Source organism: Chloroflexota bacterium (assembly GCA_013152435.1).
In the GTDB taxonomy this organism is placed as follows: Bacteria; Chloroflexota; Anaerolineae; order DUEN01; family DUEN01; genus DUEN01.
This window is the reverse complement of the sequence record JAADGJ010000105.1, coordinates 1-25,069: the sequence shown is the minus strand read 5'-3', so window position 1 is coordinate 25,069 and position 25,069 is coordinate 1. Positions and strand designations below refer to the sequence as shown.

21 protein-coding genes and 1 CRISPR repeat array are annotated in these 25,069 nt (G+C 62.0%); of the genes, 8 read left to right on the top strand and 13 right to left on the bottom strand.

What is annotated here, in order from left to right; translation table 11 throughout:
• The 3 genes from GXP39_14780 to GXP39_14770 all read left to right on the top strand — a co-directional run.
• Window positions 1-658: 3-ketoacyl-ACP reductase (locus GXP39_14780; GenBank protein NOZ29299.1), on the top strand; the 658-nt coding region annotated here is incomplete at its 5' end.
• Window positions 659-718: 60 nt separating this feature from the next.
• Window positions 719-2,161: an NADH:flavin oxidoreductase gene (locus GXP39_14775; protein NOZ29298.1), complete on the top strand. Its 1,443-nt coding sequence runs from the start codon at window positions 719-721 to the stop codon at window positions 2,159-2,161.
• 36 nt (window positions 2,162-2,197) lie between these two features.
• Window positions 2,198-2,512, top strand: coding sequence for a hypothetical protein (locus tag GXP39_14770; GenBank protein ID NOZ29297.1), 315 nt, complete (start codon window positions 2,198-2,200; stop codon window positions 2,510-2,512).
• A gap of 42 nt (window positions 2,513-2,554) precedes the next feature.
• Here the strand turns inward: GXP39_14770 and GXP39_14765 are convergent, their stop codons facing one another.
• The 3 genes from GXP39_14765 to GXP39_14755 are packed head-to-tail and all read right to left on the bottom strand — an operon-like array spanning window position 2,555 to window position 4,461.
• A complete protein-coding gene (locus GXP39_14765; protein NOZ29296.1) occupies window positions 2,555-3,280 on the bottom strand; it encodes a PIG-L family deacetylase in 726 nt (241 codons plus the stop codon).
• A complete protein-coding gene (yedF, locus tag GXP39_14760; protein ID NOZ29295.1) occupies window positions 3,277-3,633 on the bottom strand; it encodes a sulfurtransferase-like selenium metabolism protein YedF in 357 nt (118 codons plus the stop codon). The genes GXP39_14765 and yedF overlap by 4 nt, the downstream gene beginning before the upstream one ends.
• A gap of 45 nt (window positions 3,634-3,678) precedes the next feature.
• Window positions 3,679-4,461 carry a GlcNAc-PI de-N-acetylase gene (locus tag GXP39_14755; GenBank protein ID NOZ29294.1) on the bottom strand — a complete coding sequence of 261 codons (783 nt, stop codon included), beginning with the start codon at window positions 4,459-4,461 and terminating at the stop codon, window positions 3,679-3,681.
• A gap of 137 nt (window positions 4,462-4,598) precedes the next feature.
• Between GXP39_14755 and GXP39_14750 the strand changes: the two genes are divergently transcribed.
• The 3 genes from GXP39_14750 (at window position 4,599) to GXP39_14740 (ending at window position 8,307) form a co-directional block, all read left to right on the top strand.
• A complete protein-coding gene (locus GXP39_14750) occupies window positions 4,599-5,117 on the top strand; it encodes a DUF4440 domain-containing protein (protein ID NOZ29293.1) in 519 nt (172 codons plus the stop codon).
• Between the two features lie 90 nt (window positions 5,118-5,207).
• Window positions 5,208-5,906, top strand: a complete 699-nt coding sequence (locus GXP39_14745) for an aspartate/glutamate racemase family protein (GenBank protein ID NOZ29292.1) — start codon at window positions 5,208-5,210, stop codon at window positions 5,904-5,906.
• 154 nt (window positions 5,907-6,060) lie between these two features.
• Window positions 6,061-8,307: a VWA domain-containing protein gene (locus GXP39_14740; GenBank protein NOZ29291.1), complete on the top strand. Its 2,247-nt coding sequence runs from the start codon at window positions 6,061-6,063 to the stop codon at window positions 8,305-8,307.
• 183 nt (window positions 8,308-8,490) lie between these two features.
• Here the strand turns inward: GXP39_14740 and GXP39_14735 are convergent, their stop codons facing one another.
• The 3 genes from GXP39_14735 to mutS all read right to left on the bottom strand — a co-directional run bounded on the left by GXP39_14735 (window position 8,491) and on the right by mutS (window position 16,283).
• Window positions 8,491-9,879 (bottom strand): hypothetical protein, encoded by a 1,389-nt coding sequence (locus GXP39_14735; protein ID NOZ29290.1) that lies wholly within the window; start codon window positions 9,877-9,879, stop codon window positions 8,491-8,493.
• A gap of 446 nt (window positions 9,880-10,325) precedes the next feature.
• Complete coding sequence (locus tag GXP39_14730) at window positions 10,326-13,001, bottom strand: DUF1349 domain-containing protein (protein ID NOZ29289.1); 2,676 nt, start codon at window positions 12,999-13,001, stop codon at window positions 10,326-10,328.
• Window positions 13,002-13,658: 657 nt separating this feature from the next.
• A complete protein-coding gene (mutS, locus tag GXP39_14725; GenBank protein NOZ29288.1) occupies window positions 13,659-16,283 on the bottom strand; it encodes a DNA mismatch repair protein MutS in 2,625 nt (874 codons plus the stop codon).
• A 321-nt stretch (window positions 16,284-16,604) separates the two neighbouring features.
• Here mutS and GXP39_14720 point away from each other — a divergent pair, with 321 nt between their 5' ends.
• Window positions 16,605-18,491, top strand: a complete 1,887-nt coding sequence (locus tag GXP39_14720; protein ID NOZ29287.1) for a hypothetical protein — start codon at window positions 16,605-16,607, stop codon at window positions 18,489-18,491.
• 680 nt (window positions 18,492-19,171) lie between these two features.
• Window positions 19,172-19,546, top strand: coding sequence for a response regulator transcription factor (locus GXP39_14715; GenBank protein ID NOZ29286.1), 375 nt, complete (start codon window positions 19,172-19,174; stop codon window positions 19,544-19,546).
• Window positions 19,547-19,680: 134 nt separating this feature from the next.
• Here GXP39_14715 and GXP39_14710 read toward each other — a convergent pair whose 3' ends face one another.
• The 7 genes from GXP39_14710 to GXP39_14680 all read right to left on the bottom strand — a co-directional run bounded on the left by GXP39_14710 (window position 19,681) and on the right by GXP39_14680 (window position 24,316).
• Entirely contained in the window at window positions 19,681-19,962 is a 282-nt protein-coding gene (locus GXP39_14710) for a 30S ribosomal protein S20 (GenBank protein NOZ29285.1), read from the bottom strand.
• Between the two features lie 150 nt (window positions 19,963-20,112).
• Window positions 20,113-20,781, bottom strand: a complete 669-nt coding sequence (locus GXP39_14705) for a DUF2085 domain-containing protein (protein ID NOZ29284.1) — start codon at window positions 20,779-20,781, stop codon at window positions 20,113-20,115.
• Complete coding sequence (locus GXP39_14700; protein NOZ29283.1) at window positions 20,778-21,017, bottom strand: glutaredoxin family protein; 240 nt, start codon at window positions 21,015-21,017, stop codon at window positions 20,778-20,780. The genes GXP39_14705 and GXP39_14700 overlap by 4 nt, the downstream gene beginning before the upstream one ends.
• A 1-nt stretch (window position 21,018) precedes the next feature.
• A complete protein-coding gene (locus tag GXP39_14695) occupies window positions 21,019-21,666 on the bottom strand; it encodes a TlpA family protein disulfide reductase (GenBank protein ID NOZ29282.1) in 648 nt (215 codons plus the stop codon).
• 9 nt (window positions 21,667-21,675) lie between these two features.
• A complete protein-coding gene (locus GXP39_14690; protein ID NOZ29281.1) occupies window positions 21,676-22,545 on the bottom strand; it encodes a hypothetical protein in 870 nt (289 codons plus the stop codon).
• 34 nt (window positions 22,546-22,579) lie between these two features.
• Window positions 22,580-23,740: an N-acetylglucosamine-6-phosphate deacetylase gene (gene nagA / locus GXP39_14685; protein NOZ29280.1), complete on the bottom strand. Its 1,161-nt coding sequence runs from the start codon at window positions 23,738-23,740 to the stop codon at window positions 22,580-22,582.
• Window positions 23,741-23,863: 123 nt separating this feature from the next.
• Entirely contained in the window at window positions 23,864-24,316 is a 453-nt protein-coding gene (locus tag GXP39_14680) for a VOC family protein (protein ID NOZ29279.1), read from the bottom strand.
• Window positions 24,317-24,661: 345 nt separating this feature from the next.
• A CRISPR array of direct repeats spans window positions 24,662-25,069; the repeat unit is 34 nt; unit sequence GCTTCAACCCCACCCGATCCGCACGAGGATACTG.

The window sequence follows — 25,069 nt, the reverse complement described above, 5'->3', positions numbered from 1 at the left end:
GGCTGCTTCCGAGACAGTGTGCCTGATCGAGCGGGCGGGCGGGCGGGGCCTCGCCGTGCAGGCGGACATCGCTCTGGCGGCCGATCGGGAGCGTCTGGTTGATGAGGTGTTGCAAGCGTTCGGGCGCGTCGATCTTTTGGTGAACAACGCGGGGATGGCGCCGCGACGGCGTGTGGATATCCTGGAGACCAGCGAGGCCAGCTATGACGAGGTGATGGCCGTCAACTTGAAGGGGCCCTTCTTCCTGACCCAGCGCGTGGCCAGGGTGATGATCGATCTGCTTCGAGACGGCGTGATCCGGCGACCCAAGATCGTGAACATCGGGTCGCTCAGCGCGTATACGAGCAGCCCCAGCCGGGGGGAGTATTGCATCTCCAAGGCGGGTCTGGCCATGGTCACGGCGCTTTATGCCGATCGGCTGGCGGAGTATGGCATTCATGTCTACGAGGTGCGCCCTGGGATCATCGAGACGGACATGACCAGCGTGGTAAAGGACAGGTACGATCGGCTGATCGCCGAGGGTCTGACGCCCATCCGGCGCTGGGGGCGGCCAGAGGACGTCGCCCGGGCCGTCGTGGCCATCGCCGAGGAGTATTTCCCGTTCTCCACCGGTGAGGTGATCAACGTGGACGGCGGCTTCCATTTGCGACGCTTATGAGCGTGGAGGTTCCAATCGATTTGCCTTCAACACATTCCATACGACACGACGGGGTTGAGCATGACGAGATACCGCCGTATCGCAGCGTTGAAGACGGCCGACGCCTTTCGAGAGTATGTGGCGGCGTTAGGCATTGAGCTGCCTCTCGATGAGGAGTTGGAATCGGGCCCGGATGCCCCGCTCGCCCAGCCGTATCGTCTGGGGAACGGCTTTGTCATCGGGAACCGCTTTGCCATTTTGCCCATGGAGGGATGGGATGGGACCCGGGATGGGCGTCCAACGGAGTTGACCATGCGGCGCTGGCGGCGCTTCGGGATGAGTGGCGCCAAGCTGATCTGGGGCGGGGAGGCCGTGGCCGTCCGATATGACGGGCGCGCCAACCCACACCAGCTGACGTTGACGGAGGAGACCGTCGGGGACCTGGCCAGGTTGCGGGAGGCCCTGGCCTTTGCCCATGCCGAGCGGTTCCAGCGCACCGACGATCTGTTGGTGGGGTTGCAATTGACCCACTCGGGGCGCTTCGCCCGCCCCAGTGAAGAGGCCCGCCTGGAGCCCAAGATCGTGTATCACCACCCGATTCTCGACCGGCGGTTCGGGATCGACCCCGACGCCCCGGTGCTGACGGATGACGAGATCGCCCGCCTGGTGGAGGATTTCGTGCGGGCCGCCCGGCTGGCATGGCGGGCAGGGTTCGCCTTTGTGGACATCAAACACTGTCACGGCTACCTGGGGCACGAGCTTCTCAGCGCCGTCGATCGCCAGGGGCGATACGGGGGGAGCTTTGAGAACCGAACGCGTTTTCTGCGGGAGGTGGTGGCGGGCATTCGGGCCGAGGCCCCCGGATTGGACATCGGCGTCCGCCTCGGCGCCTTCGATTTCGTGCCGTTTCGCCCGGGGCCGAATGGCCGCGGTGAGCCGGAGCCGTTCGACGGGGTGTATCGGTATGCTTTTGGCGGGGACGGCACCGGTGTGGGGATCGATCTATCTGAGCCGTACGCCTTCCTCGATCTGTTGGCCTCGTTGGACATCGAGTTGGTCTGCATCTCGGCGGGCAGCCCTTATTACAATCCTCATATCCAACGGCCCGCCCTCTTCCCTCCGTCGGATGGCTATCAGCCGCCGGAGGATCCGCTGGTGGGCGTGGCTCGGCAGATCCAGGTCACGCGACAGCTCAAGCGATATCGCCCGGACCTGGTCTTCGTCGGCTCGGCGTACTCCTATCTACAGGAATGGCTGCCTCATGTGGCCCAGTACGTCGTGCGGAATGGATGGGCCGACTTCGTAGGGTTGGGGCGGATGGCGCTCACATATCCGGACATGGTGGCGGATGTGTTGGCTGGTCGGCCGCTGCAGCGCAAGCGCATCTGCCGCACCTTTAGCGATTGCACCACCGCACCGCGCAACGGGCTGGTGTCCGGATGCTATCCCCTGGACGACTTCTACAAGAGGCGGCCGGAGGCCAAGATCCTGGCGCAGATCAAGGGCCGGAAGAGGCAGGGGTGAAGCCGTTTTGCCCCTGCCAGGGAAAGGAGAGGCGTGATGAGAACCGTTCGCAGGATCTCGTTGGGATCTGCTTTCAAGGTGGGGGCCGTCCTCTGCGCTCTGTTGTTCCTCATCTTTGGCTTCTTCACGATCCTGTTGCCTGGCCTCCTGGGGGCCAGCCTTCTGGGCGCGCTCGTTCGTGAGCAGGGCCGTGGGTGGACCCTGGGGTTCGGCGCCCTCTTCAGCGTCATCGCCTACGTCGTCGGCATCCTCGCCTCGGCCATCGGCGGGGGGATCACCGGATTCCTCAACGCCCTGCTGTACAACATCGTCGCCGGGCTGGTGGGCGGCCTTGAGGTCGAGCTATCATAACGGGCAAAGGCGAGTCCGGGGACTCACCCTTGCCCTTGCTCGTCACAGCCGTATGCGCTTGAACGCCTCTGCGTACTGGTAGCCCGGCGCTCTCCCGGCCTCCTGGGCGGATTTGCGGATCCGATCGGCCAGCTTTTCGATGTCAAGCCCCACCTGGCTGGCGTGGCGGGCCAGGGCCGAGATGCGCGCCTCGATGCAGCAGGAGATGTCCTCCCAATAGTTGGGTTCGTCCGTCCAGAACAGGTAGACCTCCTTCACCCGCCAGGGTTCCATGTCCCCGACCAGTTGTTCCGGGAAGATGTACCACTCCCGGGCGGACCAGGTGGCGTCCAGCGCCGCCTGCCCGGCGGCCCGATGGTCCGGATGGAGCTGATAGTGGCGCCACGGGTCGATGGTGAACAGGATGTGCGGCCTGTGCTCCCGGATAAGGGCGGAGAGCTGGCGGCGTAGCTCCATGGTGTTCTCCAGGATCCCGTCGGGGTAGCGCAGGAAGATGACCCGGTGCACGCCCAGCTCTTTGGCCGCCGCCCGCTGCTCCTCCTCCCTCATCGTGGCCAGCCGGCCCGGGCGTAGATCGGGGTCATGGCTCCCCTTGTCGCCGCTGGTGAGGAGCACGTACGTGATTCGCTTGCCGGATTGAGCCCACTTCACGATCGTCCCGGCGCAGCCGAACTCGGGATCATCCGGGTGGGCTGCGATCACCATCACGCGATCCCAGGATTCCTGTTGGGTCTCCATAGCGGTTGGCTCGCTCTCGCGTTCGTTCATAGGGTGATCACCTTGTCCGCCCGCCACTGCGCCTCAATGATGTCCGCCATGCCACCGACGATGCCCACCTGCACCTTGTCCACCAGGCCGAAGTAGTTGAGGCAGGTGCTGCATGCGATGAGGTGCACCCCCTGGCCCTCCAGCGCCTTGAGCTCTTCGAGGACCGGGGAGCCCTCGACCAGCAGCTTCACGCCGTCGGTGTAGAAGCAGATCGCGTTCGGTAGCGTCTCGCTGTCGGTCAGGAGACGCAGATAGCTCTTGAGGAGCCGCTGTTGCAGCTCGTGGTCCGCCGAGCCCATGCCCTCTCGGGTGATGAGGATGACCGTGCTGGGGTTTTCCTTCGATTGTGCCATGACGTGCCTCCGTGATCAGCAGATGTTACGGAACAGGGATACGGGTCAGGCCAGGATGAGCTCCCAGATGCGTTCGGCCGGCTGGCCGTCGCCCACACGCCGTGCGTACGTTTCGACCTGCTCATCCATCCCCGGCCCGTGTCGGAAGATCACCGGATTCTGCGACGCGTAGCAGGAGATCGCCTGCTTCTTGCGTGCGAGTGCCTCCTCCGTGAGCGGCGTTTGACGCGCTCGCCAGCCGCCGGAGATCTCACGGGCCAGCGCTCGCACCAGCGTCTCCGCGTCGGATACGTAAGGGAAGTCCTCGTAGAAGGCGACGGGGAGGCCGCGTTCGGCCAGATGGATGGCCGCCTGGCGGGCCAGTTGGTGGTCGACATGGTTGCCGGCCGCCAGTGGCGCGTATACTCGGGCGCCGTCCAGCGGCAGCTCACGCAGCCAGGAGGCCGCCAACTCGTCGGCTTCTACCACGTCTGCCGGGTGCAGGGGGCCGAAGATGTCATCGTCGCTGTTGTACAGCGTCTCCCCAGTGGCCGGATCACGGCGGTAGATGGCGTCCAGCCCATCCAGGTGGATCCAGTCGGCGCCCAGGATCCGGCAGGCTCGCTCGTCCTCTTGGCGCCGTTGCCCCACCGGATCCGGCGGGTTGCCCCACCAGTTGTGCTGGAAGAGGGCGAATTCGGACAGGTTGCCGTAGTCCGGGACGCCAGCGAATGGGGTGACGATCAGCACGGGCTCTCCGGCCTGGGCCTGCGTGTAGATCATGCCCCCGCAGGAGAGGGCGGCGTCGTCCAGATGCGGCGAGAGATACACGTGGCGATAACGGGTCATGGATCCTCCCCTTTTGGATGTCCGGCGCGAGTATATCATCCCTGACGGGCGATGAGCAAGTGATCGTCCCGCTTCTTGGTGATTTGACACGCCCACGGGCTATGCTATCATCGGGCCGCTTGAATCAGGAGGTGCCCATGCGAAACGTTCGGTTTGCATTGCTCATCTCGTTAATGGCTCTCGTCGTATTGGCGTCGTGTGGGCGGTCGGAGACCCCCACGCTGCCCCCCTCGCCGACGCCGATCCCGCGTACGCCGACCCCCGTGCCGGCCAGCGATGAGGAGGCGATCCGCCAGTTGCTGGACGCGGAAGCCGAAGCCGTGGTGGCGCAGGATATCGATCGGCTGGAGGAGATCTGGGCGGAGGATGGGGTGGTGATCGATGCCAAGCACACCCCAGATGATCCGGATGATGATGCCCGCTGGCAGGGCTGGGACGCCATCCGGGAACGCTACGTGGTCGTGGTCTTTCCGGGGGCACCGCAGATGGTGGCGCATCCGTTGATCGACATAAAGATCACGGGTGACACGGCCGTGGTAACCACGACGACGCAGATCGGCGCCGAGGTGGCCGAGGCGGGAGATCGCTGGACCTTCGCCAAGCGTGACGGGCGCTGGGTGATCACCAGCCTGACGTATAACCTGGAGCCGGAGTAGGGGGCGGGCAGGATGCAGGATACAAGATACAAGATGCAAGATGCAGGATGCAGGAGACAGGTGGCAGGACGTAGGGACGCAGGGTAGACCATGTACAAGAGGATCGGTATCCTGGGCGGGATGAGCCCGGAATCCACGGTCGCCTATTATGAGTACATCACCCGCACGTACACGGAGCGCTTCGGCGACTATGGATATCCGGAGATCATCATTTACAGCGTGAGCTTCCAGCCCTACGTCGAGTGGCCGGAGCAGGGGCGGTGGGATCTCATCGCCCGGGGGTTGAGCGAGGCGGCTCGTTGGTTGGAGGCGGCCGGGGCCGACTTCGCCCTCATCGCCACCAACACCATGCACAAGGTGTTCGACGAGGTGCAGGCGGCCGTGTCCATCCCCATGTTGAGCCTGCTGGACGCGTTGGCCGATGCCATCCACGAGCGGGGGATGCGGACGGTGGGGCTTCTCGGCACCGCGTTCACCATGGAGGATCCGTTCTATCGGGACAAGCTGGCCGAGAGGGGGATCGCCGTCCTGGTGCCGGACGCGGAGGACCGGCGGTACGTCCATGACGTGATCTATCATGAGCTGACGGCGGGCGTGTTTCGGGAGACATCGCGTGCCCGGTATGTGGAGATCATCCGCCGCTTGGCCGCCCGCGGCGCTGAGGGGGTGATCCTGGGATGTACGGAGATCCCACTCCTGGTCGGCCAGGGCGACGTGGATGTCCCGCTTCTGGACACGACGGCCATCCATGCAGAGGCGGCTTTGAATTACGCGCTGGGAGTGGATTAGAAAACTGCAGAGGGCGCCGAGATCGCAAAGACTTCCTAAATTGCCTCTGTGCCCTTTGCGCCCTTTGTGGTTAGCCTCTCTGGAACAAAGACGCATGGGGCGTCGTCTCAGGGACGAGAACAGTCGATGTGATCGAGTCCCGGGAGGTGGCCCCATGCGTCTTTTGCTGCGATGGATGTTACCCTTTCTCTTCCTGTTGACGGCCGTGTCCCCGGCCTTCGCTCAGGGGATCATCCCTGAGCCGGAACCCCCCGGCGTGCTCCCGATCCTGGGCGGCCCGATCCGCATCGCCAGCCATCGCGTCATCGTGGAGATCGAGGATCAGATCGCCACGACGCGTGTGGAGCAGGTGTTCGTGAACGAGGCGCCTTACCCCGTCGAGGGGACGTACCTCTTCCCGCTGCCCGCTGATGCCGCCGTATCCGACTTCGCCATGTGGGTGGACGGCAAGCGGCTGGAGGGTAGGCTTCTCACCCGTGAGGAGGCGCGTGCCATCTACGAGTCCATCGTGCGTCGCCGCCGGGACCCCGCCCTGTTGGAGTACGTCGGCCGGGCGCTGTTCCAGGCCAGCATCTTCCCCATCCCGCCGGGCGGCCAGCGCAAGATCGAGCTCAGCTACAGCCAGGTGTTGCCCCGCGATGGCACGTTGGTGCATTATCAGTATCCGCTGCGGACGGATCGTCTGTCGCCCAAACCGGTGGGACAGCTCAGCGTCGGCGTGTCCATCCGCACCACCGAGCCGCTCAAGGCCATCTACTCGCCCAGCCACGATGTGGCCGTGATTCGGGACGGCGATCATCGCGCCCGCGTCGGATATGAGGCGTCGAACGTGCGAGCGGACAGGGACTTCGATCTGTACTTCTCCACCGCCGAGCGGGCGATCGACATCAGCGTGCTCTCCTATCGTCCGAAAGGCGATGACGGCTTCTTCCTGCTGTTGGCCGCGCCACCTATCGAGCCGCCTGAGGACGCGATCGTGGCCAAGGATGTGGTCCTGGTGCTGGACGTGTCCGGCAGCATGAAGGGGGAGAAGATCCGCCAGGCTCAGGACGCGCTGATCTACATCCTCGATCAGCTCCAGCCGGACGATCGCTTCAATGTGGTGGCGTTCAGCACTGGCGTGCGCATGTACGCCCGTGACCTGCGTCCCGCCTCCGAAACGCCGGAGGCCAAGGAATGGGTGCGGTCACTGCGGGCGGTCGGCGGGACGGACATCAACCGGGCGCTGTTGGAGGCGCTGGCCTCGCTACACCCTGAGGAGGGACGCCCCGCCATCGTGATCTTCCTGACCGATGGGTTACCCACGGAGGGGGTGACGGATGAGGAGCGCATCGTCGCCAACGTGGCGCAGGCGGCCGGGAAGCGCGTGCGGCTATTCACCTTCGGCGTCGGCCACGACGTGAACACCATCCTGCTCGACCGGCTGGCCGAGGAGCATCGCGGCACCAGCGCCTATGTGCGGCCCGGCCAGCGCATCGATGAGGTGGTGTCCGGCTTCTACGCTAAGGTGAGCGAGCCCGTGCTCACGGATGTGAAGCTGGACTTTGGCGATCTGCACGTGGAGGATATGTACCCGTATCCATTGCCGGATCTGTTTGCCGGCAGCCAGCTCATCGTGGCTGGACGCTACCGAGAGGGCGGTACGACGGATCTCCTGCTCACCGGGCTGGTGAACAGCCAGCCGATGACGTACACGTATGAGGCCGTCGAGTTTCGCACAGAGGATGGGGAGCCGTTCATCGCCCGGCTGTGGGCCACGCGCAAGGTGGGCTATCTGCTGTCGCAGATCCGGCTGCACGGCGCCGATCGGGAGCTGGTAGATGAGGTGATCGATCTCAGCAAGCGGTATGGGATCATCACCCCGTACACCTCGTTCCTGGTGGAGGAGCCGGGGGCGGTGTTGCCGCCACGAGAGGAGCCGGTTCCCGTGCCTATGCCTGTGCCGGACGCGTCATCCCAGTCATGGGTCCTGCGCCTGTTCCCGTGGCTGAGCCGAGCGGTGCCACAGCTTGTCCCCCAGGCTGCGCCGGCGGAGGTGCCACCCGCCGTGGCGACGCCTGCGCCCACCGTCTCGCCGTTGTATAGCATGGCTCGGGCGCCCGCCGCTGGCGAGAAGGCGGTGGAGGACAGCGTGATGCGCCAGGAGCTCAAGTCGGCCGAGCGGGCGGCGGAGACGGGGGATGCCGTGCGCGTGGTGCACGGCAAGACGTTCATCCTGCGGGACGGCGTGTGGGTGGATACGAAATTCGACCCGAAGACGATGGAGCCGGATCGGGTGGTCTTCGGCAGCGGCGCCTACTTCGATTTGTTGGCGGAAAAGCCGGAGCTGGCGCCGTACTTCGCCCTGGGCACTCGGGTGATCGTCGTGCTCGATGGCCAGGCGTATGAGGTCGTGGAGTAAAAGAGAGGTGCGACGCACATCTGACCATGCGTCGCACCTGCTGGATATCTTGCCTGCTGAGTCCCCCGGAGCCTTCGGAGCTCCGGGGGACTTGTGTGGGTATGTGGGATGATCAGGTAGGACTAAGGAGGCAGGGCGATAGAAGGGGCTTCTATTGTTGTGTAAATGCCAGTTTGTTGCCTCCTACTTGGTCGAACATTTCCGACAGGGCACGATGCGAACTGAGTCAGATCCGATGAATGGGATACCTGCCACGGTCTTTCCCTTCAGAATCCCTTCGGTATCTCCCGGTTGGAATCCTGCCTTCTGAGTGTAGAAATGACATAATAGATCTGGAAGCCCGTCATCGTTTATATCCTTTGAGCTCGATTTGCAGAAGGCCAGGCTAGCCTCGTTTCCTGTTGCTCCAAAGGTTAGGGATGTTCGATCAACCTCATCCGGTGCATTAAAATCGGGACTTGACAGAATAGCTACCGGGATCTTTCCCCGGCTCTTAGGATTGATCGAGTTGGGGAAACTGCCTGGCTTAATGTCGATGGAGATCTCTCGGAATAACGGGCAATCCTCGGAAGGCGGCTCCATAAGCGGCTCTGCAGGGATGTATTCTTGTGTGATCGACATCCAATGGCCTCCCCAGCCGCCCCAGTTCCCTCCGAAGACATAGATGCGTCCGTTCAAGGCCGTGGTGGCCATGTTATAGCGTGCCGGATACATGGGTGCATCGAAAACCCAAGCTGAACCATCAAAGACTTCCACCGCTGAGAGCGCGGTGAATCCGTTCCATCCGCCTATGATGAAGATGTATTGACCTAGCACAGGCGAGACTCTGGATAGGTGGCCGCGGCGTATGGCGAGCGATGGAAGCGCATTGATGGTCCATGAGTCCGCAATGGGGTCATATGCATCCACACGCTTAATCTCTGTTGGCCCAGGATCTGGTCTGGGCTCCCCACCGCCGAAAACGTATATGATCCCATTTAATACGGCAAAGCTGCTGATCGAACGAGTAACGGGTGCGGGTGTCTTTGATTCCCAGGCGTTGGAGATGGGATCATAGACATATATAACAGGGGATTCATATGGTTGCCCTATTCCCACATACAGCTTACAACCGACAGTCGCTATCCCGAACTCGGCGTTTAGAGGGACTGGCACAGAGGCTTTTTCCGTCCACGAATCAGTTTGCGGATCATATGCGAACAGGCGCTGGTCGGTCCCGACGACGTAGATAAGATCACCAATACGAACACCTCCAGCGATAGCCTTCGGCGCAGGCATGGGCCTGCCGATCGTCCATGTATCGGTAGATGGCCAGTAGATCTCGACCGTGTCGAGCGGGCCTGAGGCGCTTGACCCGCCGATCACCACGATACGGTCGTTAAATGCTACGGCCGCCATCAGATCCCGGGGCGTAGGCATGTCAGCCTTTTGAACCCAGCTACCAACGGAGAACGCTATTGAGGTTACATTGGCTGCGGCTTGTACTGTGGAGAGTAACAGCACTCCGAAAATGAGCATCACGATGGCAGCGGTGGTCCCCTTGCGGGCGAGCGGTAGGAGTTTGTTGTTCATGGCACCCTCCTCTATTGCATACTACTTTAGGAGTAGTTAGCCACACGTTAAACTCGCTAGCCGGGCGTATTCCCTTTGCAAGGATCGGGGTTATTAGGAGAAGGCTTCAGTAGTGGTGTCCACAGAAGATATAGATAGGACACGATGCTTTTGTAGAAAATATAGCGCAATTTACCATGAGTGTCAACAATATCAATGGAATTTTAAGATTTGATGATTTTCTCTGACTTGATATCTTGTGCTCGCAGGGAGAACACTGATAGCTGTATTCCTGGCGGTCGATGATCTCCGGTGTGGGCAGCCCCTTCGCCAGGAGTGTCAGCGCCTCCCTCTCGGGTGATGGTAATCGCTCTGCGGCAAGGCAAGCATTAGATGCAGGCACGTGAGCAGGCTTCTGGAATTCAGAAGCCTGCTCCTTTCATCAACTTGTGGGCACAAGCTGTGATCTAGCGTAGAAACAGGGTCACGAACACGTCCAGAGCTGGCTTGCCGATCACGTCTGCTCGTCGCTTGATGTCCACCCTTTGTCCGTACAACGCACCCTCTAGCACTGCATTCTCATACAGGTCAATGTCCGCATTCGGAGCTAGGAATGTGCCCAGATAGCTACCTCCCTGGCCCAGGTGGACGTGTTCGCCAGCCACGCGCCACAAGATGTCAGCAGCACTGCCTATGCCTGACACCTCCATTCGAACATCATGCTTCAAGTCCATCTCCTCCACGACATCAACAACCACTGGCCCGTTGGCCAGGTCCAGAGAGATCGTGGCCTTTTCATCTACTTTGATCTCCCGGAATGCGTATTGCCCTGAGCTGAGATTCAGCGTGCCCTCCTTCCTTACCTTCAACTTGCCGTAACTGCCGGGAGGCAGAGCCAGGGTCCTACTTTCCTCAACCTCGACGTCCGGCCCTCCAGCGCGCAGGGAGAGCGCAACGGCCATGATCGGTGGGATCTGCGATACACTGGCCCCTTCTTGGATGGTGCCAGCAACGGTTGCACCTTGCGCCAGCTTCACTTCCCCGGCTGCTATCACATCCCCCTGTACGGTGGCTTCCTGCTTTAGCTTTGCGTCGCTGCCAGTAGTCACATTCCCCTGCACCAAGGATTGCTGCTTCAGTTCCGCATCGCCTGTAGCTGTCACGTTGCCCTGGACGTTAGCTTCTTGATCGAGACTCACTTTATCTTCCAGACTTACGACGTCGCCAGCTACTGTAGTACGCTGCTTGATATTCACCTTGCCGTTGCTGCCAGCGCTGCAATCAAGGATGGACTGCCTGTATACCGTGATACCATGATGGTCACCTTCCCTGTTATGACTGTTGCTATGATCGGCATGACGATGACTGGCTTCGCCGAAGACGCAGAATTTCAGGAAACCGTGGATGACCGTCGCTACCATCGTGTCGGTGCCTACGTAATCGTCGTTGTCGGTCACGGTGACCGTGACGGTGTAGACACCAGGGTCTGGATAAACATGGCTGCTGGTCACAGTACCGGAGCCGCCGACCTCGCTGACTATGCCGATTTCAAGTGGGGAGCCATCTCCCCAGTCAATCGTGGCTGTGTGGGTATCCAACACTCCTGGATCGGTGAAGGTGACCAGAGCCAGATTCACCACGCTGTCTTCGTAAACGGTCTGGTCGGGCCCGGCATCCACTACCGGAGCCACATTGCTGACCGTGACCGTGGCATCATCTGTGACCGGCTCGTTCACGCCATCGCTGACCGTAAGTGTGACCGTGTAAGTCCCGTTGTCACTGCAGGTGATGGTGGGGTTGAGGACGGTAGCATTTGAGAAGCTGCACAGCGGTGAGTCGACTGTCCAGGCAAATGTTAAACTATCGCCGTCCGGGTCACCACCAGACCAGGATAAGATAAGAGATGTGGGTTGGTCATAGGAGTCATCAGGTGGTGTAGGGTTGGATGGTTGATAGGGGGGGTGATTGGTGGGAGTTGCAGATGTACTAAGATGAAAATAATCAAAATCTGCCTTGAAATCAGGATAAACCTGGTTATTGGCGTATCCCGCCACCAGTCCTACCTGAATAGTGTCAGGCAGATTATTGAATATCTTTGTGCCTAATGATTGCCAGTCTGTGCCATTGGCGCTATAGAAAAAGCTAAACATATTGCCGACTCGCTTCATACGTAGCCAGGTCGGGCTGGAGTGGAATCCTTTCAAAACATTCTTATCAGGAATTCCATCTTCAGCCCAACCGGCCCCGACCTCATCTCCATAACTATATCCCCTATTCAACATCACATAGTTATTCTTATCGAGAAACACCAGGATGCCGCCAAACTGGAAGGAATTAGCAGGATTCACCAACACAACTTTTGTCTCAGCGGTGAAGTCTCCGGTAACGCTCTGCATTATTCTTCCCGCATCACAATTCTGATGCCAGACATTTGTAAGAGGTGTGATATTGTCACCGTATGGAGTAATGAGACGCAGCCAGCCGGGGTGATCAGTTAGGGAATATGCTCCATCATTATCTGGATCAATCCAGGTCCAGATATTCGACAAAGAAGTGCTATCGAATTCATCGTTTCCTCCTGATTGTGCAGTCCAGAAATTCGACATAGAGGTGCTATCGAATTCGTTGAGACCTGCTCGTTGCACAGTCCAGAAATCCCAAACAGGTCCAGTTGTCGTCGCTCCATGCGAATCCCGTGCCACCACTTTCCAGTAATAATGGGTGTTAGTGTCCAGCATTCCCGGATTGCAAGATAGATTGGCGACATCGTTGCACTTCAGTTGATCAGGGCTACTGCTGTTCGCTTCAAAATATACGTCATATGTCACGGTGTCGCCATCAGGATCTAGAGCAGTAGCAGTCTCTAAGGCAATGGTAGTTCCCTCATCACCGGTGTATGGCCCACCAGCGTCCACTGTCGGGGAACTGTTTAGGACTGGGTTATTCTCCTCCCAAATGATACGGCTCGCCGCGAGGTAAGTAGCCACAGCGTCCATGTCGCCATCTGTGATGGTGTGTTCCACAAACGGAGCAACGCTTTCAGCCAGCGCAACCGAAGAAGGGGAGGTCACACCCTGGGACAGCAGCACAGCCATTAGTATCATCACAATTGCTACAGGGAGGGACAGATTGCCGGCTTTCACTTTTAGCCTCCTTTTCATGCGATCTTGGCCAAGAGTTGAGATGTAAGAGTGTAATGAGGATTCGCTTTATCACGTAACGTGATGAGGATCATGCCCAAATTGTTCAGAGCCTTACACTATCTACTCCGGACGATGAGGAACTGGAATGGCCGGATTTGCTGCTCATACCCTTTGCGCCTACCTCAACCCCCTATTTGAAAAGTGGGACTTCTTGCAGATCAAGTCCCTCGCTTTCCCAAATTAGCGTAAGATCCCGTTAGGAGAAGATTTCAATAGGGATGTCTGCGAAAGAATGTTGTCTACAAAAAATGTGGGAAGAGAGTGGTGCTTTTGTAGAAAATATCGCGCAATTTGCTATGAATGTCAACGATGTCAATGGAATTTTAAGGTTCTGTGGTGGCCTCAGGCTGGCATTTCGTCATCATTTTGGAAGCATTGCTTGTCGTGGGCACGCATCACGTGGATCGAGGAGAAAGTGCGCTTGGTTTGGATCGACTGGATTGGAGTGTCTGACTTAGGAGGGTGAGAGACTCCATATTCGGCCTTTCCGATTCGGCCGAGATGGGGGCTAACGATCCGGGGGGGAACGAAAAAGGGGCGAACGGCCGTTCGCCCCTACCCTGGCCCCCTCTGAGCCCTCGGCGCCTCTGCGGTGTCCTATCCCCCTTCCCGCTCCAATGCCTGCTTTTGCAGCTCGTAGAGCTTGTTGATGGCCTCCAGCGGGGTCAACGTGGAGATGTCCAGCGCCTTCAGCTCGTCGATGATGGGGTCGGACAGCGAGAAGAGGGTGAGCTGCCGCACGACCATCGCGTCCTCCGGATCGGCGGCGGAGCGGCGCGGCCCCGCGGCCCCGCTCCGCTCCAGGTCCTCCAGGATATCCTCGGCGCGCCGCACCACCGCCTGCGGTAACCCCGCCAGCCGGGCCACGTGCACGCCATACGAGCGGTCGGCCGCGCCGCGCTCGATCTTGTGCAGGAAGATCACGTCGTCCCCCTCCTCTGCGACCGCCACGTTGTAGTTGACTACGTGCGGGAGCCGCTCGGCCAGCTCGGTCAGCTCGTGATAATGGGTGGCGAAGAGGGTCCGGGCCCGCAGTTCCGGGTGGTTGTGGATATATTCCACCACCGCCCAGGCGATGGCCAGCCCGTCGTAGGTGGACGTCCCCCGGCCGATCTCGTCCAGGATCAGCAGGCTGCGCGGCGTGGCGTGATGCAGGATGTTGGCCGTTTCCACCATCTCCACCATGAACGTGGACTGCCCGGCGTGGATCTCATCCTGGGCGCCGATGCGGGTGAAGATGCGGTCCACGATCCCGATGTGAGCCGAGTCCGCCGGGACGAAGGAGCCGATCTGGGCCATCAAGACAATGAGCGCCACTTGACGTAAATACGTGGACTTTCCGGACATGTTGGGGCCGGTCAGGATGACGATCCGCTCCTCCGAGGATAGGTGCGTGTCGTTGGGGACGAAGCGGACGTCCTGGAGCATGTGCTCGACCACGGGATGGCGGCCGCCCACGATGTCCAGCCGAGTGTTCTCGCTCAGGGTGGGACGTACGTAGCGGTTGTTGGCGGCCACCTCGGCCAGCGCCAGGTAGACGTCCAGCTCGGCCAGCGCCTGGGCGGTCGAGAGCAGTCGCCCGGCTGCAGCGGCCACCTGCTCCACGATCTGCCGGTAGATCTGCGTCTCCAGGTCCAGCAGCCGCTCCTCCGCGTTCAGGATCAGGCTCTCGTATTCCTTGAGCTCCGGCGTGATGTACCGCTCCGCGTTGGTCAGCGTCTGTTTGCGGATGTACTCCGGCGGCACCAGGTCCCGATTGGCGTGGGTCACCTCGATGTAGTAGCCGAAGACCTTGTTGTACCCGACCTTCAGCGACTTGATCCCCGTGCGCTCCCGCTCGGTCCGCTCCAGGTTGGCGATCCACTCCCGGGCCTGGCTCGCCTTCGTCTGGATGCCATCCAGCTCTGGCGAGAAGCCCGGCCGGATGATGCCCAGGGTGCCGGTGGTGGCGGGCGGCTCGTCGGCGATGGCGCTCTCCAACAGCGTCCGCACGTCCTCGCAAGTGTCCAACGCCCGGTCGATGCGGTGCAGCGCCGCGGCGTCCAGCGCCTCGAGCAGCCGTTGGAGGAGATCCCGGACGGCTGGGAGCCGGGCCAGCGCCTGGCGGATCCCCACCAGGTCCCGTGGCTGTGCGATACGCTGGACGGCCCGGTTCGTCCAGCGCTCCAGATCGCCCAGGTTGCGCAGCGCGTCGCGCAGCTCCGCCCGGGCCATGGATTCCTTATAGCAGGCCTCCACGGCGTCCAGCCGCTCCTCGATCTGGGCGATGTCCAGAAGTGGCTGGCCCAGCCAGCGGCGCAGCAGCCGGCCGCCCATGGGCGTGCGGGTCACGTCCAGGATGCCCAGCAGGGACCCCCGGGTGGTGCCGGTGCGGATGGTCTGCGTCAGCTCCAGGTTGCGCCGGGTGGCCTCGTCCAGCGCCATGAACTCCGACGTGGTGTATGTGCGCAGGCCAGTGATCTGGCGCAGTGCGTCCGGCTGGTTGTCGGCCAGGTATTGGACGATCACGCCGGCGGCGGCGATGGCCAGCGGCTTGCCCTCGCAGCCGAACCCGGCTAGGCTGCTCGTCTGCAGGTGATCGAGCAAAGCCTGTCGGGCGGTCTCCACGTCGAAGTGCCAGGCGGCGTAGGGGCTGATGGTGGGAGATTCCTCGCCTGGAGGCAGCCAGGAGCGCTCGCGGTCGGCCTGGCCCTCCTCGGCGATCACGATCTCCGCTGGTTGCAGGCGGCCCAGTTCCTCCTGCACGCGTTGGGCCACCTCCGCATCCTCGATCTGGGTCACGGCGAACTCGCCGGTGGTGATGTCGCAGTAGGCCAATCCGGCCCGCCTGGGCTCCAAGACGACGGCGGCCAGGTAGTTGTTGCGCCGCTCGTCCAGCAGCCCGGGCTCCACCACCGTCCCGGGGGTGACGACGCGGCGCACCTCCCGGGGGACCAGGCCGTTCACCGCCGTGTTCCCCTGCTGCTCGGCGATGGCCACCTTGTATCCGGCCCGCAGCAGCTTGGCGACATATCCCTCGATGGCGTGGTAGGGGACGCCGGCCAGGGGGACGCGTACGTTCTTCCCCACCGGGCGTGAGGTCAACACCACATCGCATACTTCCGAGACGATCTTGGCGTCGTCGTCGAAGGTCTCATAGAAGTCGCCCAGCCGGAAGAAGAGGATCACGTCCGGATATTGCCGTTTCAGGGCCAGATACTGGCGGCGCATCGGGGTGGTCATGGATTCGTCTGCCTCCGAATGTACGGATCGATGTCGGACGCATTATAGCATAATCTGGTTGAGGGGCGGGAGCCGGGCCATGGATTTTTGACAAAGCCTCGCCCCCGTGCTAGGATGCGGTCCGCCGGATATCCCCTTTGCTTGGCCAATCTCTAGCCCACATCACAGGACGTTGGGCGTTCGTCCCCCCTCCTAGGTGGGAATGCCGCCCGTATTTCCTCTTCGCACGGATCACCCTGGCGATCTCATGGCCGTGGCCGCCTGCATCGCGCGAGGCCATGAGGGTTAGGATGCAGCCGAACATATCCGGAGGAGCCGTTCATGAGCCCGCTTTATCCGCAGAACCGTGATCCTTTGATCCCTTCCGCGTTGATCCCGCTCCCGCTGGGGGCTGTGAAGCCGCGTGGATGGCTGTTGCGTCAGCTTCGCATTCAAGCCGATGGGCTGACGGGGCATCTGGATGCGTGCTGGCCCGATGTGGGACCTAACAGCGCCTGGTTGGGGGGTACCGGCGAGGCCTGGGAGCGCGGCCCCTACTACTGTGATGGGCTGATCCCCATCGCTTTTCTGCTGGAGGATGAGGCGCTCCTGGCCAAGGCGCGCCGCTGGGTCGAGGCCATGATCGCCAGCCAGCGGGAGGATGGCTGGTTCGGCCCGCCGCAGAACGAGGATTCGTGGCCTCTGATGATCGCCTTGAAAGTGCTGACCCAGTATCACGAGGCGACAGGCGACGAGCGGGTCCCGGCGCTGATGCTTCGCTATTTTCGGCACCTGCTGGAGGCGCCGGTGGATCTCCCGCCCGATACCTGGCGCGGCGTCCGCTATGCGGATAATGTGCTCTCCATCCACTGGCTGTACAATCGCACGGGGGAGCGCTGGCTGCTGGACCTGGCCCATAAGCACTATGAGGCCGGATTCGATTGGACGAGTTGGTTCATCGAATTCCCATGGCGGGCGAAGATCGATCCGTTCGAGTTCCGACATGAGCATCACGTGGTGAACGTGGCTATGGCGATCAAGAACCCGGCCGTGTGGTATCAACAGAGCCATGACGAACGCTATCGGCAGGCGGTCTACGCCGCGTTGGAGAACCTGGATCGCTACCATGGCCAGGCCACAGGGCTCTTCACCGGCGATGAGCACCTGGCCGGGCTTGATCCCACCCAGGGCACCGAGCTATGCGCCGTGGTGGAGTTCATGTTCTCATTGGAGAACGTGATCGCCATCCTGGGGGACCCCATCTTCGGCGATCGGCTGGAGAAGCTGGCGTACAACGCGCTGCCCGCTCCCTTCACCCCGGACATGTGGGCACACCAGTATGACCAACAGGCCAATCAGGTGTTATGTACGGTGGACGAGCGCAACTGGACGAACAACGGCTTCGCCGCGAACATCTTCGGGCTGGAGCCCAACTTCGGGTGTTGCACCGCCAACATGCATCAGGGATGGCCCAAGTTCGTCAAGCACCTGTGGATGGCCACGCCGGATAACGGACTGGCGGCCGTGGCCTATGGCCCCTCCCAGGTGCAGGCGCTCGTCGGCGATGGGGTCCGGGTGACCGTGGTCGAGGAGACGGGCTACCCGTTCGGCGACACGATTCATTTCCGAATCTCCGCCGACCAGCCGGTGGCATTCCCATTGCGGCTCCGCATCCCGGCCTGGGCCACGGAGGCCACTGTCCGAGTCGGGGGAGAGGGGCCGGAGCCGGTCTCGTCTGGTGAGTTCCACGTCATCGAGCGGACCTGGCATCCGGGCGACGAGGTGGAGCTGGTGCTGCCCATGTCCGTGCGGGCGACGACGCGCGATCGCAACGCCGTCAGTCTGGAGTACGGTCCGTTGGTGTTCGTCCTGAAGATCGCCGAAGAGTGGAAGCAGATCGGTGGCGAGTTGCCTTGTGCTGACTGGGAGGTATATCCGCGCTCCCCGTGGAATTACGGGCTGATCGTCGATCGGGCCCATCCCGAGCGATCTGTGGCGGTGGTCACCCGGTCGGTGGGGGAGGTGCCCTTCCACCCAGATCAGGCGGCGGTGCAGATGAAGGTGTATGGGCGTCGCATCCCCGAGTGGGGATTGGTGAAGAACTCGGCCGGGCCGGTGCCGGAAAGCCCCGTCGCCTCATCGGAGCCTGTGGAGGAGTTGACCCTCATTCCCTATGGATGCTCGCACCTGCGCATCACCGAGTTTCCCGAGGTGCTCGCGGGTGAATAGGACGAATGTCAGGGGCGTTCACCTGGAAAGTAGGCTGGAGGGTGCCGGGGTGGGGTGGGGACCCTAAAATCGCCTCGTATTCCGGCACAAGTGGGAAGCGAGAGGGGGAAACGCGCCTTTTCGCCGCTTGAGGTGGGGCGATTGTGCAACTCGTCGAAACTCACATAATCTATTGCAATGAGCGCGCGAGAGGGAAGAAATAGGAGGATGTATACAAGATGTAGTGTTGCGAGTGATGAAAATACCTGTATGTTGTGGTGTATGTTGACGATAACCAGACCAACGCGCTTCTTTGTGGGAAGCTTACCAGAGCCTTAAAAACCCATTGCAAGCGATGAATATTTGGATTATAATAGAAGGGCCTGGTTTGTTTGGGCGGTGTGCTGCGATATGTAGGGTGGGGAATGGGCAGATACATCCTCTTCGTTGGCAAGAGCGATTCCAGCTTGGATCGCATGTGGCCACGGTTGGAAGACCGTGGCCTCCATGTCATGTTAGCTGCCACTCAACGTCGTGCCATTGAGTACGCCCGTGACCACTCGCCTGATTTGATCATCGTTGACGGCACCGTGTCGCGCTCGAGCAAGCGTCTCTGTCGTTCGTTGCGGCGGGTTTCCCCGCACAGTGCTCTCATGCTCCTCACGGATGAGGATGGCCCCTCTGAGGACATCCCGTGTGATGTGCATCTGCGGAAACCGTTCACGTCGCGTAAGCTGATCGCTCGGGTGGAGTCGACGCTGGAGCAGCATGCTCCAAAGGTGTTGCAGGCGGGAGGGCTGGTCTTGGACCCGGCGGTGCGCATGGTTCAAGGCGCGCGCGGGAAGCAAAAGCTCACACCTAAGGAGTGCGACCTGCTGGCGGTGCTCATGAGGCGCGCCGGGGAGGTCGTCACCCGCCAGGAGCTGATGGAGGCGATCTGGAACACCCGGTATGTAGGGGACACACGTACGCTGGAGGTCCACATCTGCTGGCTGCGCAAAAAGATCGAGGCGGACCCGAAGAAGCCTCAGTATATCGTGACGGTGCGAGGACAGGGGTATCGCCTGAACGCTTGAAGAGAGAGCGTTCCCGGCCTGGGACGGGGGCGTCCCGCCGTCCGGAATTGTGGAGATGGCAGGCGAAAGGCCGACCTGATCATCAGGTCGGCCTTTGAGTTATCCGTGTCGTGTACGCGGTCGGTCGTCGCCGCCTATCCGGCCTGGGCCTGCTGCAGCGCGCGGTTCAACGCCTTCATCAGGCGTGACTTGTGCCGCGCCGCGTTGTTTCGATGGATCACGCCCTTTTCGGCGGCCTTGTCCAGCGCGCTGATGGCCAGCCGCACGTACTCCTGTGCGGCCTCCAGGTCGCCTGCCTCGATAGCCCGTCGCGTGCGCTTCTCAAATGTGCGGGCCCGGCCGCGGATGATACGATTGCGTAGTCGCCTCTTCTCCGAGCTGCGAATGCGCTTCTGTGCAGATCTGGTGTTCGCCACCTGGTTTCCTCCTCAAGTCGGGACGCTACGGAACTTCACCCCTTTGCGCGTGAAACTCTAGACTTTTCACGAGCAGCTATTATAGCCTTTCGTCTCGCTTTTGTCCAATCGGTGGCATCGCTTGGGCGTGGAACGCCGCGCCGGGCCCTCTCATCTGGCCTGCCCTTCGGCCGTGCGCGCGGGCGTGGCTTGCAGGACCTCTCGCATGGCCTTGTCGACACGGGGATAGGCCAGCCACACGGATGCGGCCCCGAACAGCCCTCCCGTGAGCATACGCAGCCACCAGTTGCTCTGCCGCAGGCCCACCAGCTGCGTGAGCCCGTCCAGCCCTAACGGGATCAGGAACGGCACGTACCACTTCAGTGGCAGCGCCCGGATGCGGCCCAGGCGGCGGAGCAGCCCGTAGGCGAGCCCGGCCAGCAGGATCGAGCCGTAGATGGCCACGTCCCGTTCGCAGAAGGCGATCTTGTAACCGGTGCGTTCATTTCCCAGGAAGCGTCGGCGCTGGAACACGGAGAGCCCGGTGGACATGCCGCGCGCCTCCAGCTCGTCCACGGTGTAGATCGGCTTCTCCCCGAAGAGGAAGAAGGAGCGTTCGGGTAGCTGGTGACAGGCGGGCATGTACGCCAGGTAGATCAGCCGGGCCGGCGTCTCCGCCCCGGCCGCCATCAGCACCGGCGCCGCGATCGGCAGCGCGAGGAAGAGGCCGACGAGCACGTTGAACAGGGCCAGCCAGTGGCGGGCGAGCCCGTACACCAGCCGGTCGATCCTCGCCGCCCAACGCTCCGTCTGGGATGGCCGCTCCGCGCGCTCGCTCATCGCGAGGCCGCCTCGATCGCCTCTCGCAGCTCTCGAGGGTCGATGGGGGCGTGTAGCGTGGTGCCGGCGACCTCGATCACGGGGATGATGTGCCGATAGCGTCGGAGTAGTTGCAGATCCTGGGTGATGTCCACCTTGCGCAGCGTGATGTCGAACTCGGCTGCCAGCTCCTTCAGGAGGGCCTCCGCCTTATCGCATAGGGGACAATCGGATTTTCCGTATAGGGTGACCAGCATGTTAGAGGATCCGCTCCAGATATTTGTTCAGGACCTCCGGCGTCAGCATGCCGACCCACCGTGCGGAGATGATGCCGTCCCGGCCGATGAAGATGCTGCTGGGCAGGTTGCGCACCTGGTATTGGTCGGACACGCGTCCCTCTGGATCCAGGACGATGGGGAACGGGATCCCAAACTCCTCCGCAAAGGCCTGGGCCCGGGAGGCCGGCTCCTCGATGTTTACGGCCAGGATGATCAACCCCTTGTCCTGGTGCGCCTGGTACGCTTGAATCAGGTCCGGCATCTCCCGGCGACAGGGCGGGCACCAGGTGGCCCAGAAGTTGATCAGCACCGGCCGGCCCCGCAGCTCGCTCAGGCGCATCCGGCGCCCGTCGGCGTAGACGATCTCGAAGTCCGGCGCCGGTTGTCCTGCCACCGGCGAGCCCGCCCCGGACAGCGGGCGCCCCTCGGCCAGGCCCTCCATCGCCGCGTCCGCCTGCGTTGGTGTGGCCTTGGGGCGCAGCCATTGCGCTCCCACGGCGATGGTCAGCGCGAGCAGCAATCCGACGGCGATGATGGCCCATAGCCGTGTGGCGTTGGCGTCCGATGAGGGCCGATGGCCCCGCTTGGTTTGAGAGGACGATCGATGCGCCCGAGTGGACGAGCTCATGGCTCCACCTCACCTCTGCGCTGTGGATGGGGCGGCCTTTTGGGGGACGCGGGTGGCCTCCGTGGATCCGGCCAGCGATGCCCCGCTCAGATAGCCGATGTAGCCGGGGATCAGGGGGAGCACGCAGGGGGAGAAGAAGGAAAGCAGCCCGGCCAGGAAGGCCAGCGGGATAGAGATGCCGGCTCCCGTCTCAAACTGGGCCTCGACGGACACCAGCCCCTGCCCGAACATCCCCAGGAAGCTGTTGGAGAGCATGCGCAGTTGGTCGGTGAACAGAAGCCAGCCTACGAGGATCAGGAACAGGCCGCTGATCCAGGAGACGATCCTGGCATGTCGATTCAGCCGGCGAAGCAGCGGCGTCACCGTGCTGAACGCCGCTCCCGTGATGAGGAAGGGGATGCCCAGCCCCAGGGTGTATACGGCCAGGAGCAGGGTGCCCTGAGCGACCGTCTGCTGTTGCGACGCCAGCAGCAGGATGGCGGCCAGGATGGGGCCCACGCACGGGACCCATCCGGCGGAGAAGAAGATCCCCGTCAGGAAGGAGGGGAGGTAGCCTCGGCGGGTGACCCGCATCTGCGCCCGACGCTCCGTGTAGAGCAGTGAGGTGAAGAAATCCAGCACGCTCACCAACGTCCGGCTCCAGGCCTGCTGCTGCCAGTCGGGCCGACGGCGGATTCGATCGCTCAGCCAGCCGAAGGCTCCCATCGTCACCAGCCCGAAGACGATCAGAACCACCCCGCCGATCTGCTGGATCAGGGGGAGGAACCCGTACAGGATGTACCCCACCAGCCCGACGGAGGCCCCCAGCAGCGTGAAGACCAGCCCGAACCCGGCCACGAACGCCACGGCGTGCAGAAATGTGCTGTTCTGGCGCAACATATCCTCGATTCCCTCTCCCACGGGATGGCCGGCGTCAGGCCCCGTCGGCCCGGTAGACGATCCGGCCGTTCACCCAGGTTTGCCAGATCTGACCGTCCGGCTCCATGACGGCGATGTCGGCGGCGTGACCGGGGGCCAGCTTCCCCAGCCGATCGTCGAGGCCGAGCGAGCGGGCGGGCGTCCGGGTGGCGGCCGTCAGCGCCTCGGCGAAGGGCACGCCCACCTTCTCCACCATCGTCATGATGTTCTGGTTGAGCAGCGTGACCGCCCCGGCCAGCGTCCCGTCCTCCAGGCGGGAGGTGTGCCCATCCAGGATCAGGCGATATCCCTCCCAAGTGTGCTCGCCGGGCGGCATCCCGGCATACGGGATGGCGTCGCTGATCAGCGCCGTCCGGTCCGGCCCCTTCAGCTTCCATAGCAGGGCCATCGCCCCGGGATGGACGTGATGCCCGTCGGCGATGAGCTGGGCGATGATCTGATCGTACAGCAGCACGGCGCCCAGCGTGCCGGGCTGGCGATGGTGGAAGCCCCGCATGGCATTGAACGCGTGGGTGGCGTGGGACAGGCCCAGGTCCTTCACCCAGCTCGATACTTGCTCGAAGGTCGCGTCGGAGTGTCCGATGACCGGGAGCACGTTGCGCTCTCGCAGGCGAGGGATGAGCGTCTCCGCGCCTCCCTCCTCCGGGGCGAAGGTGATCATGTTGATGTGTCCACGGGCGGCCTCCTGCAAGCGCAGAAACTCATCCCATGTCAGGGGGCGCTGGAGATCGGCCCGGGCCATGCCGGGGCGTTTGGGGGAGAGGTGGGGCCCCTCCAGGTGGATGCCCAGGATGCGGGCGCCGTTCGGCCGTCGCTCGATGGCATCGGCCATCTCCCCCAGCGTCTTCATCACGTGCTCGATGGGGGCGGTGATGGTGGTGGCGCAGAAGGCGGTCACGCCGAAGCGGGGCAGTGCTTCGGCGACCTCGGCCACCTCGGCTCCCATGCAGTTGTGGCCCAAGACGCCGTGGATATGGATATCGATCAGGCCGGGGGTAATTCGGCGGCCGCCTACGTCGATGACCTCCGCATCCGGCGGGACCCGGATCTCCTGGGCGGATCCCACGGCCGCGATGCGGTCGCCGTCGATCAGCACGACGCCGTCACCTTCGACGGGATCGGGGGTGAACACTTGTCCGTTTACGAGCGCTTTCATGCTTCTGATCCTCTATCCTTTGTGTGCGCTGGCGGTGTGATCCGGCCTTACTGTTAGATGGGCCGGAGATGGAAACGGTTACACGCGGCGAGGCCGGGCGGGACTCCTCTGTCCGGGAGGCGATTAGCGATCATGTTCCAGCAGTTCGAGCATGACGCCCAGCTGGGAGGTGGTGTCCACATAGGCGTATCGCCCTCCGGTGAATTCTCCTCGTTGCACCAGGGGCATGCCCTTGCTTTCCAGGAGCTCCAACACCTCGTCCATGCCCTCTACATGGAACGCGATGTGGTGTACCCCCTCGCCGTGGGTGTCCAGGAATTCCTGCCAGGTGCTGGGGCCATCGATGGGTTCGATCAGCTCCAGGGCGATGGGGCCCATCTGAAAGAAGGCCAGCTTGGCTCGGCCCTGGGTGGGCTGTCCCCGATAGCGGATATGGGTCTTCTCCTCGGGATCGGTGATGTGGATCTGGGGCATCTCCATGCCGAACAGATCCGCGTAACGGCGAGCCGTCTGTTCGATGTCCTTGACGATGATCGCCACCTGTCGGATGACATTGGTCCCCAGTGTATCCCGCATGGTCTCCTCCGTGGGTATTGTGGCGCGCTCTGGCGCCGGGGGCAAGTGTATCACTCTCACATGGGATCGTCAACCGGATTGGCGAGTGAGTGGTGGGCGTATCGTTTGTTTGACAGATGGGGCAGTTGGGATAGAATAGGAAAGTCGGGTTGCCCAACGTGGTTGGCAGCCGTTCGCAAACCTCCCAGGGTTTTGAAGCAAAAAGAGGTTTGCGAAGGAAAAGCTGGAAGAGCCTTGGACCTTAACATGTTTGAGCTGTGAGCGACGCTCGTAGAGGCCCGTAGAGCCATTTTTTGAGGACTGCGAGGCATTTAAGCTCTGAGAGCGTCACAATGAGGAAGAGGGGCTTCAACCCCACCCGATCCGCACGAGGATACTGAAAGATTGGGCGTGTTTCCAATGCCAGCCGCTAGGTATGGGGCTTCAACCCCACCCGATCCGCACGAGGATACTGAAAGTCTGTGCGTGTGGGGAGGGACTCCCTCCCTCCCCACACGCTTCAACCCCACCCGATCCGCACGAGGATACTGAAAGTTAAGCAACTCAATAGAACGCTGTAGACGCCCGCAGAGCTTCAACCCCACCCGATCCGCACGAGGATACTGAAAGGCTCAACGACCACATACGGCGGGTTGGCCGCTGGCGGCTTCAACCCCACCCGATCCGCACGAGGATACTGAAAGAGGTAAACACGTCCGCATGTGGCGGGTGTATTCATGGCTTCAACCCCACCCGATCCGCACGAGGATACTG